At 39.7% G+C, this 14084-nt stretch carries 13 protein-coding genes; 6 read left to right on the forward strand and 7 right to left on the reverse strand.

The window, feature by feature from the left end; all coding sequences use genetic code 11:
- The first annotated feature begins 10 nt into the window (after positions 1 to 10).
- Positions 11 to 1075: an alkene reductase gene (locus O1450_RS00855; RefSeq protein ID WP_269229359.1), complete on the forward strand. Its 1065-nt coding sequence runs from the start codon at positions 11 to 13 to the stop codon at positions 1073 to 1075.
- 53 nt (positions 1076 to 1128) lie between these two features.
- Here the strand turns inward: O1450_RS00855 and O1450_RS00860 are convergent, their stop codons facing one another.
- Positions 1129 to 2145: a hypothetical protein gene (locus O1450_RS00860; RefSeq protein ID WP_269229360.1), complete on the reverse strand. Its 1017-nt coding sequence runs from the start codon at positions 2143 to 2145 to the stop codon at positions 1129 to 1131.
- Positions 2146 to 2299: 154 nt separating this feature from the next.
- Between O1450_RS00860 and O1450_RS00865 the strand changes: the two genes are divergently transcribed.
- Together O1450_RS00865 and O1450_RS00870 are read left to right on the forward strand one after the other, a co-directional pair.
- A complete protein-coding gene (locus tag O1450_RS00865) occupies positions 2300 to 3616 on the forward strand; it encodes a 3-deoxy-D-manno-octulosonic acid transferase (RefSeq protein WP_269229361.1) in 1317 nt (438 codons plus the stop codon).
- On the forward strand, positions 3613 to 4326 hold the full coding sequence (locus O1450_RS00870; RefSeq protein ID WP_269229362.1) for a 16S rRNA (uracil(1498)-N(3))-methyltransferase: 714 nt from the start codon (positions 3613 to 3615) through the stop codon (positions 4324 to 4326). The genes O1450_RS00865 and O1450_RS00870 overlap by 4 nt, the downstream gene beginning before the upstream one ends.
- Here the strand turns inward: O1450_RS00870 and O1450_RS00875 are convergent.
- On the reverse strand, positions 4315 to 5283 hold the full coding sequence (locus tag O1450_RS00875) for a mechanosensitive ion channel family protein (protein ID WP_269229363.1): 969 nt from the start codon (positions 5281 to 5283) through the stop codon (positions 4315 to 4317). The genes O1450_RS00870 and O1450_RS00875 overlap by 12 nt on opposite strands.
- A gap of 134 nt (positions 5284 to 5417) precedes the next feature.
- Positions 5418 to 5987 (reverse strand): DUF805 domain-containing protein, encoded by a 570-nt coding sequence (locus O1450_RS00880; RefSeq protein ID WP_269229364.1) that lies wholly within the window; start codon positions 5985 to 5987, stop codon positions 5418 to 5420.
- Between the two features lie 282 nt (positions 5988 to 6269).
- On the opposite strand from O1450_RS00880, the gene acs reads away from it, so the two are divergent.
- On the forward strand, positions 6270 to 8213 hold the full coding sequence (acs, locus tag O1450_RS00885; RefSeq protein WP_269229365.1) for an acetate--CoA ligase: 1944 nt from the start codon (positions 6270 to 6272) through the stop codon (positions 8211 to 8213).
- Between the two features lie 55 nt (positions 8214 to 8268).
- On the opposite strand, the gene O1450_RS00890 is transcribed toward acs, so the two are convergent.
- Positions 8269 to 8811 (reverse strand): cysteine hydrolase family protein, encoded by a 543-nt coding sequence (locus tag O1450_RS00890; protein WP_269230385.1) that lies wholly within the window; start codon positions 8809 to 8811, stop codon positions 8269 to 8271.
- 104 nt (positions 8812 to 8915) lie between these two features.
- On the opposite strand from O1450_RS00890, the gene O1450_RS00895 reads away from it, so the two are divergent.
- Entirely contained in the window at positions 8916 to 9329 is a 414-nt protein-coding gene (locus O1450_RS00895; protein ID WP_269229366.1) for a winged helix-turn-helix transcriptional regulator, read from the forward strand.
- Between the two features lie 75 nt (positions 9330 to 9404).
- Here the strand turns inward: O1450_RS00895 and sfnG are convergent, their stop codons facing one another.
- Complete coding sequence (gene sfnG / locus O1450_RS00900; protein WP_269229367.1) at positions 9405 to 10511, reverse strand: dimethylsulfone monooxygenase SfnG; 1107 nt, start codon at positions 10509 to 10511, stop codon at positions 9405 to 9407.
- A 27-nt stretch (positions 10512 to 10538) separates the two neighbouring features.
- The gene (msuE, locus tag O1450_RS00905; protein ID WP_269229368.1) at positions 10539 to 11279 is read right to left on the reverse strand and encodes an FMN reductase; all 741 of its coding nucleotides are present in this window, start codon (positions 11277 to 11279) and stop codon (positions 10539 to 10541) included.
- Positions 11280 to 11630: 351 nt separating this feature from the next.
- Here msuE and O1450_RS00910 point away from each other — a divergent pair, with 351 nt between their 5' ends.
- A complete protein-coding gene (locus O1450_RS00910; RefSeq protein WP_004659931.1) occupies positions 11631 to 12281 on the forward strand; it encodes a response regulator transcription factor in 651 nt (216 codons plus the stop codon).
- 111 nt (positions 12282 to 12392) lie between these two features.
- On the opposite strand, the gene omp33-36 is transcribed toward O1450_RS00910, so the two are convergent.
- Positions 12393 to 13262, reverse strand: coding sequence for a porin Omp33-36 (gene omp33-36, locus O1450_RS00915; protein WP_269229369.1), 870 nt, complete (start codon positions 13260 to 13262; stop codon positions 12393 to 12395).
- Between the last annotated feature and the right edge of the window lie 822 nt (positions 13263 to 14084).

Genomic DNA, 14084 nt, shown 5'->3' on the forward strand with positions numbered 1-14084 from the left:
TGAGGCGATCATGGCTGAACTAAATTCTGCATTACAAGTAGGTGATTTTACGATTAAAAACCGTTTGGTTTTAGCACCTTTGACGAGATCTCGTAGTGGTGCTGAGCGTATTCCGAACGATTTAATGGTGGAATATTATCAACAACGTGCCAATGCAGGCTTAATTATTACCGAAGCGACGGTGATTAGCCCGAAAGCGGTTGGTTATGCCAATACGCCAGGCTTATGGTCGCAAGAGCAAGCTCAAGCATGGAACAAAATTGTTGAAGCTGTACATTCTCAGGGTTCAAAGATTGTTGTTCAGCTCTGGCACGTGGGTCGTATTTCACATCCTGACTTATTGGATGGTGATATTCCAGTTGCACCAAGTGCGATTCAACCTGCGGGTGAAGTGAGTTTACTGCGTCCAAAACGTCCTTTCGTTACCCCTCGTGCTTTATCGCATGAAGAAATCCAAGAAATCGTCGCACAATATAAACATGCGGCTGAATTGGCAAAAGTGGCGGGTTTTGATGGTGTTGAATTGCATGCAGCCAATGGTTATTTGATCGATCAATTTCTACAAAGTACCACCAACCATCGTGATGATGAATATGGTGGTTCGATTGAAAATCGCGCACGTTTATTATTACAAGTGGTCGATGCATTTATAGAAGTTTGGGGTGCTGGGCGTGTGGGTGTCCACCTTGCACCACGTGCAGATTCGCACGATATGGGCGATGCAGATCCATTAGCGACTTTTGGTTATGTGGTTGAACAATTAGATCAACGCAATATTGGTTTTATTTTCACGCGTGAATATGCAGCGGAAGATAGTTTACAGCCGCAACTCCGCCCTAAATTCAAAGGGGTGTGGATTGCTAACGAGAAATTAACACCAGCTTCAGCAAAACAAATTTTAGAAACTGAGCAAGCAGATGCTGTGGCTTTTGGATTAGCTTATATTGCCAATCCAGATCTATTAGAACGTTTGGAACATGATTTGCCTTTAAATCAGGTTCAATTTGACACCTTATATGGTGCAGGTGCAGCGGGTTATACCGATTATCCTGTATTGGAAAAGTTAGAAGCTTAAGTAAAGCAAAAAACCTCCTAGCAGGTTGAATCTGCTAGGAGGTTTTTGACAATTTAAGTTTGGGGTGTCTGGATGGCCTGTTCACTTCTATTTTTGTAGAAATCCAGAATCACATTGGAAAAATCATGCACCATCAATTGTGCAATCTGATTGGCATAAAAATTGACTTCGGTGCTAATTCGATAATCAATTTTTAGCGTGAGCTTAGTTTGCTGATCATTGATGGGTGTCAGTTCAAATGAGGTATATCGAAGATCAAAATATTTTCCTCCAATGCTGACATGATCATCTAGCGCACCTTGAGGAATAGACGTTGGAGAGAAACGATAGGTCCAACTGAGATATTGATTGGGTTTGGATTGTTGAATGATTTCTTCAAAATGAATATTTTTTTGCCATGTTGAATAACGGATCAATCCTTCACTCGTCGGTTGAGTCAGCCCAGAAACAGGATAAGGCACACCAATGCTGTATAACACGCTCGGTTTAAATTCATGTGGTTGAATATTGTCGGCATGATTGAGTTGTTGCCAAATGACCTTGGCAGGGGCATTGATGAGAATACTTTGATCAACATGATCATAATGTAGTTGGGTTTTCTCAGGGAGAGGCAGTAGAATAAATGGTAATAATACGAGGCTGTAAATGCCCTTATTGGGTTTCCATATTTTGTGACACAGCCCTTTCATGAATAACGCGCCCATCAGCATACCGATCAATAAAATCGGGGTCATAATTACAACGCAAATGGCACCTTCACGTAGCACAACAATGGAAAACAATAAGAGAAAAATGAGAAAAATAATAATCACTTTAAAACTATGTATAAATGAAATAGCTTTTCGGTAATTCTGGATATATACAATGAGCGCACCAATAATAAAGGGAACCACAAGTAAAAAACTGGCTTTCATTAATGCGCCTAAGTGACTGGCTAGAAGCGCCCATAAGCAGCACAGTAACGCTAGAATTAAAAAAGGAAGAATAATTTGAAATGGATGACGGGGTAGATATGCTGGTGTCGTTTCTTCAGGAGGTTGCTTTATTTGTTTGAACCAATCAGGTTGCATCGTTTTTCTCAAAATGGATTATTCTTTGTTCTAAGATATCATTTTTCTTTATAAAGAAATATTTAATCAAAGTGCAACATACAATAATCAATTGTCAATGCATAGGAAACTTCCGCATAATGAGCTGAAATCAAATTCTAAATTATGGTCTAGGATGGCGCAGCAAAACGCGGTACAGCAAACACCATTTTGGTATAACTTTTTACTGATATGTCTCAAGCCTTTATATCGCTGGAAAATCAAACAACGGGCTGAAAGCGATGCGCTATTTCAACAAGAATGTCTAGAGCGTTTTGGACCGTTTCAAGCGCCTAAAAATTTAAATACGATTTGGTTTCATGTGGTATCGGTTGGAGAAACCAATGCTGCTCAACCTTTGATTGAGCACTATCTAAAACTTGGACACACAGTTTTAGTGACTAACACCACCAAGACAGGACAAGCCAGAGCCAAGAGCTTATTTTCCCAAAAATATCCTGCACTTTTTCAGGCGGTCTATTTGCCTGTCGATCAAAAGCCATTACTGAAACAATTTTTTGAGCTGTATCAACCGAAACTTCTTGCTCTAGTTGAAACTGAAATTTGGCCAAATTTGATTGCACAAGCCAAGCAGCAACAAATCCCATGTATCTTATTGAATGCTCGTCTTTCAGCAAAATCAGCGAAAGGGTATGGCAAAGTTCGCCGTTTGACACAGCCGATGTTGCAGCAACTCACATGGTTATTGGCTCAAGACATTGCGACACAACAGCGTTATGTGGATTTAGGGTTAGATCAAGCCAAGAGTCAGGTTGTTGGTAATATTAAATTTGATATTGCTGCGCCAGAGCAGTACGAGCAACAAGCACAGCAGTTAAAACAAGATTGGCAATTGGCAGATCGGCAGGTTATCGTACTTGCAAGTACACATGCACCTGAAGAAGAAAGTTTGCTGAAACAATTACAACCACATTTAAATTCAAATCCCAATTTACTCTGCATTGTCGTACCACGTCATCCTGAGCGTTTTGATGAGGTGTATAAAGTCTGCCAAAGTTTAAACTTAAATACGCAACGCCGTAGTCTTAAACAGCCAATTCAAACTGATACACAGGTTTTTCTAGCGGATAGTATGGGCGAAATGTGGCTGTGGTATGCACTCAGCCAAGCTTGTTTTGTTGGTGGTTCATTGAATGAGCCGGGTGGCGGACACAATATTTTAGAACCGATGGTTTTAGATGTACCGACTGTGATTGGTCCACGCTATTTTAATTTCCAAAGTATCGTGGATGAGTTTGTGGCTGAACACGGAATTTTGATTGGAACAGATGCGGCACAAGTGGTACAGCAACTTTTGAGTTGTTTAGATGACCGAATACAGGCTCAGCAATTGATTGAACAGGCCGAATTGGTTCTGCAACGAAATAAAGGCTCTCTCCAAAAGCATATTCAATTGATTAATCATTATTTAGAATTCAAAGCTTTGTCATGAATATTGTTTTACTTGAAGCTAATCACATCACGACAGCGGATGATGTCTGGCAGATTGAAAATCCGCGTCAATTACAACATTTACGACAGCATATTCAGTTGAATTGTGGAGATACTTTAAAAGTCGGCGTGCGTAACGGTCAACGCTATCTTACGGAAGTAATATCTGTTTCTGAACAACAGATTTGCATAAGACCGATTCAACTGGAAGCCATTCCTGAAAAGCTGCCTGTGCATTTAATTCTAGCTTTACCACGTCCTAAAGTATTGCGCCGTATCATCATGGATGCGGTGACTTTAGGCGTGGAACGGATCAGTTTGATTCATAGTTATCGAGTGGATAAAAGCTATTGGCAAAGCCCATTTTTACAGCAGCTTGATGATTATGTGACTTTAGGTTTAGAGCAGGCAGGTGATACGATTGCACCTGAAATTCAATTGTATAAACGCTTTAAACCTTTTGTTGAAGATGTTTTGCCTACATTTATTTCAGATGAAAAACCTGCTTATGTGGCACACCCTTATACAGAACAGCAGATGCCATCTGCGATTCAGCATTCATGTAGTCTGATCGTTGGTCCAGAAGGTGGATTTATTCCGTATGAGGTGGATTTGCTCAAAAAAAATGGCTGCCAAGCAATGAGCTTAGGCAACCGAATTTTACGAACTGAAACGGCGGTATCGCATATTTTAGGGCGATTATTTATCTAGGTTGATCGGCTCTGATTGATCACCACGATAGACTTTAACTTCCTGTACTGGATAAGGAATCGAAATTCCTTTCTCATCGAAGGCGGTCACGACAAGTTCTTGAATTTCACTAATTGATGCAGATGTGGTGGTTTCTGTGGTATTCACCCACCAACGCACGGTTAAATTAATTGAGAAATCTGCAAGTGCGGTGACATTGACCGAGAAGCTGGGTTGACTCAGTACATTAAGATTACGATCAAGAATATCGAGAATAATTTTCTTGGCTTTTTGCATATCATCTTCATAACCAATACCAACGACAAACTCACAACGACGACGCTGATAGGCATTGTTGACTGTCACGGCACTGGTATACACCGTGGCATTTGGAATCACGATACGGCGACCATCAGGTGAGCGTAAAAAGGTTGCACGAATCTGGATATCCTCAACATTGCCTTCAAAACCATTCACAACAATATCATCGCCGATGCGGAAAGGTTCACTGAGTAAAATTAAGATACCTGATAGCAAGTTTTGGAAAATATCTTTGAAAGCGAAACCGATTGCAACAGAACCGATTCCCAATGCTCCTATTAACTGGCTTGGGGTGAAACCTGGAATAGCGATGACCAATGCAATTAAAAAACCAAAGAATAGAATAAAAGTGCTTCCGACACGGTTGAGCACCAATACCAAGTTTTGTCGGGTGTAGCTACGGTTTTCCAAAGTTTTGTGAATAAAGAATTTAAATAACTTAGTCAGTAGCCAAAAAATGACAAATACTGTGATCGCAATACAGATATAGGGTACACGCTCCCAAAAGCTGTCCATGATTTTATCGATGGTGGTATAGGCATCATGATATTTTTCAGTATGTGCCAATACCGTTTGCGTGGTTTTTGCACCTGCTTGATGAATCAATTCACCAGTATCTTTAGCGACCTCAGTTAATGTCGTTTGCTCATTTGCCACGGGAAAATCTCTATTTCGCAACGTAAGGAATTTATTAGGGGAGCTATCATAATGAATTTATGCTGATCATGCATGATAAATTCCGTAACGGTTTTATTTATTGAGTAGTTCAAATTTGGCTGTTCGATAAAGTATTAAAAATACTCAGTTGTATTTTGTAAGATCTGGGTTGGTGTACCCCAGAAGTCAGGGCTAGCAAAATAATAGCTAAAGATAAACATGCCAAATATCATCATTAAACTCAATATAATCATGATCCATGCAAATAGTTTTTCCCATGTGGTGGATGGGCGGACATCGCCATAATCATTGCGATGAGGTGTGCCTGCTGCAAATAAGACATAAAGTGTAAAAAAGAATTGAATGATTGGCACGAGTAATAATAGACATAGCCACCCTGTTTTATTTAGATCGTGTAAACGTCGGATTAAAAAAACGATCTGAAAATAAAAGCCAGCAAACCATAGTGCAATCAGAGCAATTCCTCCGATTCCTGAAAATGCAGATAAGATTGGTTCATGAATCTGTACATTATTTACACTTAGACTCGCCGAAATTGTGGCAATAAGAATGAAAAGAACCGTCCAACTGATACTCAGTAAACCATACCAACCTAGATAGCTTAAGCGATTAAAACGTCCTTTAGCAGATAAAGGGTGATCGTATTGAGGCTGAATTGAGGCAGATAACGTTTGATCGAACATGATGAATTCCTATTTTTTGATTATTAAATCTTTTAAGGTCTTAGCAATGATCAAAATAATCACTTATTTTAAAAGTAAAAAGCATAGACAAGCAGTTCAAATTTAAATTATTTTGAGTAAATTTTTGAAAACAATTTGGTCGTCAAAACATAACATTCTTACGACCAAAGCCGCATTGTTTGCTCTTGTAAATGGTGACCATACTGCAAGAGAAAACAAAACATACCCGAAAAATAGATGTGTATATCTAAGGTATGAAATAAAAAACAAAGGAAGTGAGCTATGAAAGAAATCTACCCAGTGCCTGATAAATTCAAAGAAATGGCAAGAACCTCGGAAGCAGACTATTTCAAACGTTATCAGGATTCAATCGAGCAGCCTGAAGCATTTTGGGCAGCAGAAGCACAAAACATTGACTGGATTAAGCCATTTACACAGGTTAAAAATACAAGTTTTAACGCAGATAATTTCAAAATTGAGTGGTTCGCCGATGGTGAACTGAATGTTTCAGCCAACTGTTTAGATCGTCATCTCAAAGATAATCCTTTAAAGCCCGCGATTATCTGGGAAGGTGATCATCCTTCACGTCATAAAATCATTTCATTTTCTGAACTACACGATGAAGTCTGTCGTTTTGCCAATGTGCTAAAGAACCAAGGTATTCGCAAGGGTGATCGTGTGGTGCTATATATGCCAATGGTGCCTGAAGCAGCAATTGCTATGTTGGCCTGCGCACGAATTGGTGCTGTGCATTGTGTGGTATTTGGTGGGTTTTCACCAGACTCATTGGCCAGTCGTATCGAAGATAGTCAAGCAAAATTAGTGATTACCGCTGACGCAGGCATGCGCGGCGGCAAGCTCATTCCACTGAAAGAAAATGTAGATGCCGCATTAGAAATTGATGGAACCAGTAGTGTCGAAAATGTGATTGTGGTGCATCGTACAGGGAATCCGATTCAGTTCAATGCTGAGCGTGATGTTTGGTATCACCTTGCCATTATGGAAGTAGACGAACACTGCCCACCAGAACCGATGAAAGCAGAAGACCCTTTATTCATTCTGTACACCTCAGGTTCAACAGGTAAACCGAAAGGCGTGTTACATACTACAGGTGGTTATCTGGTTTACGTCAACACCACGTTTAGAGAAGTCTTTGATCTCAAAGAAGATGATGTATATTGGTGTACCGCCGATGTGGGCTGGATTACGGGACATAGTTATTTACTTTATGGTCCGTTGAGTAATGCCACCACTACGGTCATGTTTGAGGGAATTCCACAATATCCAACTTGGGCACGTATTGGTCATGTGATTGATAAACATAACATCACGATTTTATATACTGCACCAACTGCAATTCGCGCCATGATGCGTGAAGGCGATGCCTACGTACGTGAAAGTGATCGCAGTAGCTTACGTTTACTGGGTTCAGTTGGTGAACCGATTAACCCTGAGGCATGGAATTGGTATCACGAGGTCGTAGGTGAAGGCCGTTGTCCAATTGTCGATACATGGTGGCAAACGGAAACAGGTGGCATTTTAATTTCGCCATTGCCGGGTGCAACTGCACTCAAACCGGGTTCAGCAACACGTCCATTCTTTGGAGTACAACCTGCGTTAGTCGATGGCGAAGGCAATGAATTGGATGGAGCAACCGAAGGTAATTTGGTCATTAAAGACTCATGGCCGGGTCAAATGAGAACGATTTGGGGCGATCCAGAGCGCTTTATTGAAGCTTATTTCTCAACTTTTAAAGGCTATTATTTTACTGGCGATGGCGCACGTCGAGATGCTGATGGTTACTATTGGATCACTGGGCGTGTCGATGATGTACTGAACGTTTCAGGGCATCGTTTAGGGACGGCCGAGATTGAAAGTGCCTTGGTCTCGCATGTCGCAGTTGCAGAGGCTGCGGTAGTGGGTATGCCGCATGATATTAAAGGACAGGGGATTTGTACTTTTGTCACTTTACAGGCCGATGTGGCTGAATCTGAGGAGCTACGTAAGGAGTTGGTGAATTGGGTACGTAAAGTACTTGGCCCTGTGGCTACACCTGATGCCTTGCATTGGGCACCTGCTTTGCCAAAAACACGTTCAGGTAAAATCATGCGTCGTATCTTGAGAAAGATTGCGGCTAATGAATTGGATAGCTTAGGCGATACTTCAACACTGGCTGAGCCGGCTGTGGTTGAACATCTGATTGCCACAGTTTATCCAAACCGATAAATCTAATTCAAATTTAAAAAGAGCGTTCGATTCAACGCTCTTTTTTCTGCATGATTTAATTCTGTGCTAAAAAATCAGCAGTGTTTTGTACCGTGGCAAAGAAACTGAGTGCAGATAAAAATGCTGTTTGTACATCGGCTGCTTTGGCGATCTTAGCATCATGTTCAAGATCACGGGTTGCAGTCGCGTCGGCGATCACAATAGGTTGGTAGCCAAGTTCTTTCGCTGCACGTGTACCTGAATCAATACAGACATGGGTCATCATGCCAGTTATCACTAACTGCTCAACTTGATGCTGCTGTAACAACGCCTGAAGATTGGTTTCCAGAAAGCTATTGGGAAAATGTTTTTCAACAATCAGTGAGCGATCTGTGACTTTAAGTTGTGGATGTAATGCAACACCCACAGTATTTTCTTGAAAGAAACTGGCAGAGGCAGGGTTTATGTGTTGAATATAAATAATGGGTAAATTGTTTTGAATAAAATGATCTTCTAATAGATTGGTTTGCGCTAGAGCAAGGTCTGGATTGACCAATTCCATTTTGCCATTTTTAAAATAATCGTTTTGGACATCAATAATCAGTAAGGCTTGTTTCATCATTTTTTCTTCCAGCGTTAAGATAAAACAAGAGTAGGGTGAAATTGAGAAATCAGCTATATTCAGATGAAAGCATTGTTGCTGGTTTTCTTTCGTAATGAAAAATGAATATTGAACTTGATCCGATTGATCTAAGAATTATTGAATTGCTGAAACAAGATTCGCGTTTAAGCCATAAAGAAATAGGACAGCGAGTGCACCGTACTGGGCAAGCTGTTGGAGCGCGGATTGCTCAATTGATGGATACAGGAATCATCAAAAATTACACCGTTGCGATCAACTACGAACATAAGCAGTTTATTCAATTGTTTATGAATGATCAGCAAGCGTTTGTCGAAGTTGAATTACTGGTTAAACAATACGAGCAGGTGGATGAGTGTTTTAAAATTCTCGGCAATGCCTGCTATATGATCGTTAGCCATTTTAATCCATCACAATTAAATGAGTTTATTGAGCAACTGTCGCAGTGGTGCCGATATTCGGTTGAAACGGTCATGCGGGAAATTGAGACTGCTTAAATTAAAAATCCCCAAGCCGAGTCTTGGGGAGAAATATTCAATCGCTTTTATTTTTCTTCTTATCTAATCCCAAGCTTATGCTGATTTTGCCTCCAATTGAATTTCCTGTTGTTGTTCAAGCTGACGAACCAGCGGTAGAACTTTTTCTCCAAAATATTCAACTTCCTCAATAAAGTGAAGAAAGCCTGATAAAACAAGATCAACGCCTACATTTTTTAAGTCCACAATCCGTTCTGCAATTTGCTGTGGTGTACCGATCAGATTGGTTTTAAAACCATCGTTATATTGAACCAGATCATCAAAGGTGGATGTTGCCCAATTACCCGCACGCTCAGGAGCGGCTGCACCTGCTTCACGGGTCGCATCACCGAAGGCATTCACGGCTTCGACATTGGCTTGTGCAATGATGTCATTCAATACGGTTTTGGCTTCTTCCTCAGTATCACGGGCGATAATAAAGGCATTCACGCCAATTTTGACCTGTCGATTGACCAGTCTGGCTTTACTGCGAACATCATCGACTTGTTTTTTAATTTCTTCGACACTATTACCATTGGTAAAATACCAATCTGATACACGTGCAGCCATATCACGTGCGGCACGAGAACTGCCGCCTTGAAACACTTCGATGTAAGGTTTTTGCAAAGGTTTTGGTTTAAGCGTGTAATTCTGGAATTGATAATATTTGCCGCCAAAGCTGTAATTGTCAGTGGTCCAGATGCCTTTGAGAGTACGAATAAATTCTTCTGAACGAACATAACGTTCATCGTGTTCAAGCCAAGGTTCGCCAATGGCATCAAATTCGCCACGGAACCAGCCACTGACCACATTAATCGCAATACGCCCTTGGGTGAGGTAGTCAATGGTTGCCAGCTGTTTGGCCGCAAGCACAGGTTTCCAAGGACCAGGTAGAATGGCTGCAATCACCTTTAGTTTTTCAGTTTTAGCCAAGAGGGCATGGCTAAAACTGACTGATTCATGTTGGTTTTCTGCACCATAGCCTGCGGTAAAACGGATTTGGGTGAGTGCATATTCGAAGCCGTTGCGTTCTGCGGTTTGTGCCAGTCGTACGTTATAGTCATAGCTCCAGTCGGTACGTTGTTCGATATCGCTGACAACGAGACCACCACTTACATTGGGAACCCAGTAGGCAAATTTAATTGCAGATGTTGTTATTGTCATCGTTGTATCCTCCATAACAGATATGGTTTATGCGACGTGGGTTAAATTTTTGGCTGACTTCGGGTGTAAGCGAGATTCAGCTGCATCTAAATCGGGCACAGCCGCCGATGGGAGCACTTCTGCCTGTTCAATCTGTTTGTTAATGCCGAGATTCTGATTCGCTTGTTCAGTTTTTGTTTTAATTGCCGCAGCACGCTGGCCTTTGGCAGGTGCCCATTCCAAAATCGGTAAAGCACGTGCCACAGCTAAGGTCACGCGATCAGACAATTGCTCACTTTTAACCGTATACTCAGGCGTAAAATCACGATCGGTGGCATAGACGCCAATAGGCAAGGTTTGTGCTTGGAAGAAGCTAAATAGTGGGCGTAATTGATGTTCTAGAACCAAAGCATGACGATCACTGCCACCTGAGGCTGCCAGTAAAACGGGTACATCAACCAAAGCTGTTTGCTCAACAAAGTCGAAGAAATGCTTAAATAAGCCTGTAAATGAAGCACGATAAACAGGTGTTCCAACAATTAATGCATCTGCCGCTTCAACCGCAGCCAAATCATCTTGTACCCGTTGTGGCAGCTGATTACGATAAATCGCACCACCCAGTAAAGGCCCAATTTCACTCAGCTTGACGAAATGTACTTTAATATTAATTGCTTCTGAAAGTTCATCAAGAATCGCCTGAACTAAGCTTTCTGTTTTTGATGGGCTGTTTAAACCACCAGATACTGCAACAATATTAAGAGGAGTAGAGAGAGTATTGTGATTGGACATAATAGCGGCCTAAAAGATCATTTCGAATTGCTATGTATTTATCTACACCGCATGCCAAGTTGTAAAATAAGGAAATGCTGCAAGCTTATCTGTTTTGTATATATACCTATAAAGGACTCAGTAGAAAAAATTAAATGAATTTAATACTCTGTTTATATTGGTTATTTCTGTATAGTAGTTATTGATTAGTCTATGTTTTGTGAGTTATATCAATATTTGTATTGTTTTGCATTTATGATGAAATAAACAAGTTTTGATGTCTAACCAACAGTTCATTTAAAAAATAGGCTAAGATAGATTAAATTTGAATAAACACCGTACAGTGACGTACTCGCAGACAGCTCAGCGCTTATGAATATTTTAATTGTAGACGACCACCCTTTATTTAGACATGCTTTAATTCAAGCGGTTCGATATAGTCTTCCTCAAGCACAGATTCAGGAAACTGCGGATGTCGATGAATTCTATGAGCGCTTAGAGCATGGTGCAGAACCTGATCTCGTATTACTTGATCTGAATTTACCCGGCGCATCTGGTTTTTCTGCCTTGGTATACGTACGAGCACAATACCCAGCGATTCCAATCATTGTTGTATCAGCACATGAAGAAGTGTCGATTATTCAACGTGCAATTGCACATGGTGCAATGGGTTATATCCCGAAATCATCACATCCAAGTCATATCGGCGAGGCAATTAAACATGTCTTAGAGGGTGAAATTTGGCTACCGCCGAATTTACCCATGCATCATGGTTTCGATCCAAGAGCTGCGGATGAAACGGCGTTGGCAGAACGCCTGCAATCGCTTACACCTCAACAGTTCCGTGTATTGATGATGGTGGCAGAAGGTCTGCTCAATAAACAAATTGCTTATGAGTTAGATGTATCAGAAGCCACGATCAAAGCGCATGTCACTGCTATTTTCCGTAAGCTAGGTGTACAAAATCGTACGCAGGCAGTTTTAGCAATTAGTGCATTAAATATTGAAGATAAAAAGATGTAAGATATTCAAATGAGACAGCCTAACTTTCATTTAATTCAATATAATAAAAAACCAGTTCTTATGAACTGGTTTTTTATTTTTAGATGTCTTATTAGAACATCGAATAAACGATTAGAAACGTAATTTAGCGTTTAAGCCAATAGTTTGCATATCTGCATCAGTACCTACAGCATTAGCATTTAAATAGCTTGCACCTACAGCAACAGCTGGGGTAATGAAGTAGTTTACATTAACGCCCCAAGCTGAATCAGGTGTATCTGCAAAACTTGATTTAGCGTATGAAACACCTGTGCTAAGTTTAGAGTTTAGGTACAAATCAGTTTTTAACTCGTATGCAGTGTCTTCACCGTAAACGATACCTGTTTCGAAACCAATCGACATAGGCGTGCCATCGATTGCACCAACGTATTTAGTACGTGCAGTAATTGCATCTTGCTTGTCAGCGATAGTTGCTGTTTCATTAAATGCTTTAGCAAAACCGCTGTTTAAGATTTTGAAAGTATCATAAGAGGTTTGTTCTACAACATTTGTATAACCTACCGCTACGAGGAAGTTTGGAGCGATTACAGAACCAAATTCAACAGCCCAACGTTGACCACGATCATCATTTTTGCCATATTTGCCGTCATTATCAGTAGCGCTATAGCTTAAGCTTGCATACGCAGGAACGTAAGGTGTAGGTACATAGGCTTCAGCTTTAACACCTACATTTTGAGATTTAGTATCATCAAGATTAGCAAAGTTATATCCAAGAGCTATATTTGATGCTTGGTTAACAAAAGCTGCTTCTGCTAAAGGACCTTTAGATGCATCTACATTTTTGAAGTAGTAAGTTGCTTGTCCACCAACAGTGTAATGATTAAAATCTCTGCCTTCATCATTAGAGTCTATAGCTTCAGACTGACCTTGGATTTCGAATTGGTAAGCTTGAGCACCGGTCATGGCTAATAATAAAGCAGTGGCTAAACCGAGTTTTTTCATAATAATTTCCAGCTTTTACAGTAAGGAGTAAAGTTGGATTTCATTCTATTGTAACAAAATATGAAGTCAATGTAATAAATTAGCCGTTCCGACAGGTGATCAGTCAATAAATAAGTTTCGGTTAAAAAATGCACAAATGTTTTTTAAAATGTCAAACTTTCATAAAATGAATATCAAACAAATAGATAAATCTGTTTTTCTGATTCAACAGCCACAATTTAGGGTGTTCGAATCACTGGTTTTTGATTGTTTAATCCAATCAATTTAATCGTTTTTTACTGTCAATGGTGTCGCAAAACTGTAATAATTCACCTACAAAAATGTGATTAAAGTCTCTTTTGTGTTGTGGTATGAGATATTATTGTAGTAATATTCTCTGAGAATAAATAACGAGATTAATATGTACTCAGGGATTATTATTTGATTTGAAAAAACGATTAAAATATTAAAAACAATCTATTTAATTTACTTTACATTTTGAGATGCAATTCACATAATATCAAACAAGAGCTATTTAATTTGCATTTAAGTATCTCGTAACATTTTCTCAATATATTGTGTTTTACTAGCTCGACTTTCCCCAAGGTTGAGCTTTTTTTTGCCCCTTTCTTTATCCATTTTTTTAAATATGACCTTTCAATAACATAGAAATTTGTGACAAAGATTTATTCTATTTACAACCATAAGGTGATTTAAATTCTAAACATTTAAAAATATTTTTTTAATCAATCATTAAAATTTATTATTTTATTTTTTGATTAAAATTCAAATCTATTTAGCTTAAAAAGAAGATCTTAATTATTTTTAAAATTATGAAACAAA

It is taken from the genome of Acinetobacter sp. TR11, assembly GCF_027105035.1.
In the GTDB taxonomy this organism is placed as follows: Bacteria; Pseudomonadota; Gammaproteobacteria; order Pseudomonadales; family Moraxellaceae; genus Acinetobacter.

Bases quoted from the DNA above. Each gene is read 5' to 3' on its own strand.
- O1450_RS00855 (WP_269229359.1), top strand. From the start codon at position 11: ATGGCTGAACTAAATTCTGCATTACAAGTAGGTGATTTTACGATTAAA.
- O1450_RS00860 (WP_269229360.1), bottom strand. From the start codon at position 2,145: ATGCAACCTGATTGGTTCAAACAAATAAAGCAACCTCCTGAAGAAACG.
- O1450_RS00865 (WP_269229361.1), top strand. From the start codon at position 2,300: ATGGCGCAGCAAAACGCGGTACAGCAAACACCATTTTGGTATAACTTT.
- O1450_RS00870 (WP_269229362.1), top strand. From the start codon at position 3,613: ATGAATATTGTTTTACTTGAAGCTAATCACATCACGACAGCGGATGAT.
- O1450_RS00880 (WP_269229364.1), bottom strand. From the start codon at position 5,987: ATGTTCGATCAAACGTTATCTGCCTCAATTCAGCCTCAATACGATCAC.
- acs (WP_269229365.1), top strand. From the start codon at position 6,270: ATGAAAGAAATCTACCCAGTGCCTGATAAATTCAAAGAAATGGCAAGA.
- O1450_RS00890 (WP_269230385.1), bottom strand. From the start codon at position 8,811: ATGAAACAAGCCTTACTGATTATTGATGTCCAAAACGATTATTTTAAA.
- O1450_RS00895 (WP_269229366.1), top strand. From the start codon at position 8,916: ATGAATATTGAACTTGATCCGATTGATCTAAGAATTATTGAATTGCTG.
- sfnG (WP_269229367.1), bottom strand. From the start codon at position 10,511: ATGACAATAACAACATCTGCAATTAAATTTGCCTACTGGGTTCCCAAT.
- msuE (WP_269229368.1), bottom strand. From the start codon at position 11,279: ATGTCCAATCACAATACTCTCTCTACTCCTCTTAATATTGTTGCAGTA.
- O1450_RS00910 (WP_004659931.1), top strand. From the start codon at position 11,631: ATGAATATTTTAATTGTAGACGACCACCCTTTATTTAGACATGCTTTA.
- omp33-36 (WP_269229369.1), bottom strand. From the start codon at position 13,262: ATGAAAAAACTCGGTTTAGCCACTGCTTTATTATTAGCCATGACCGGT.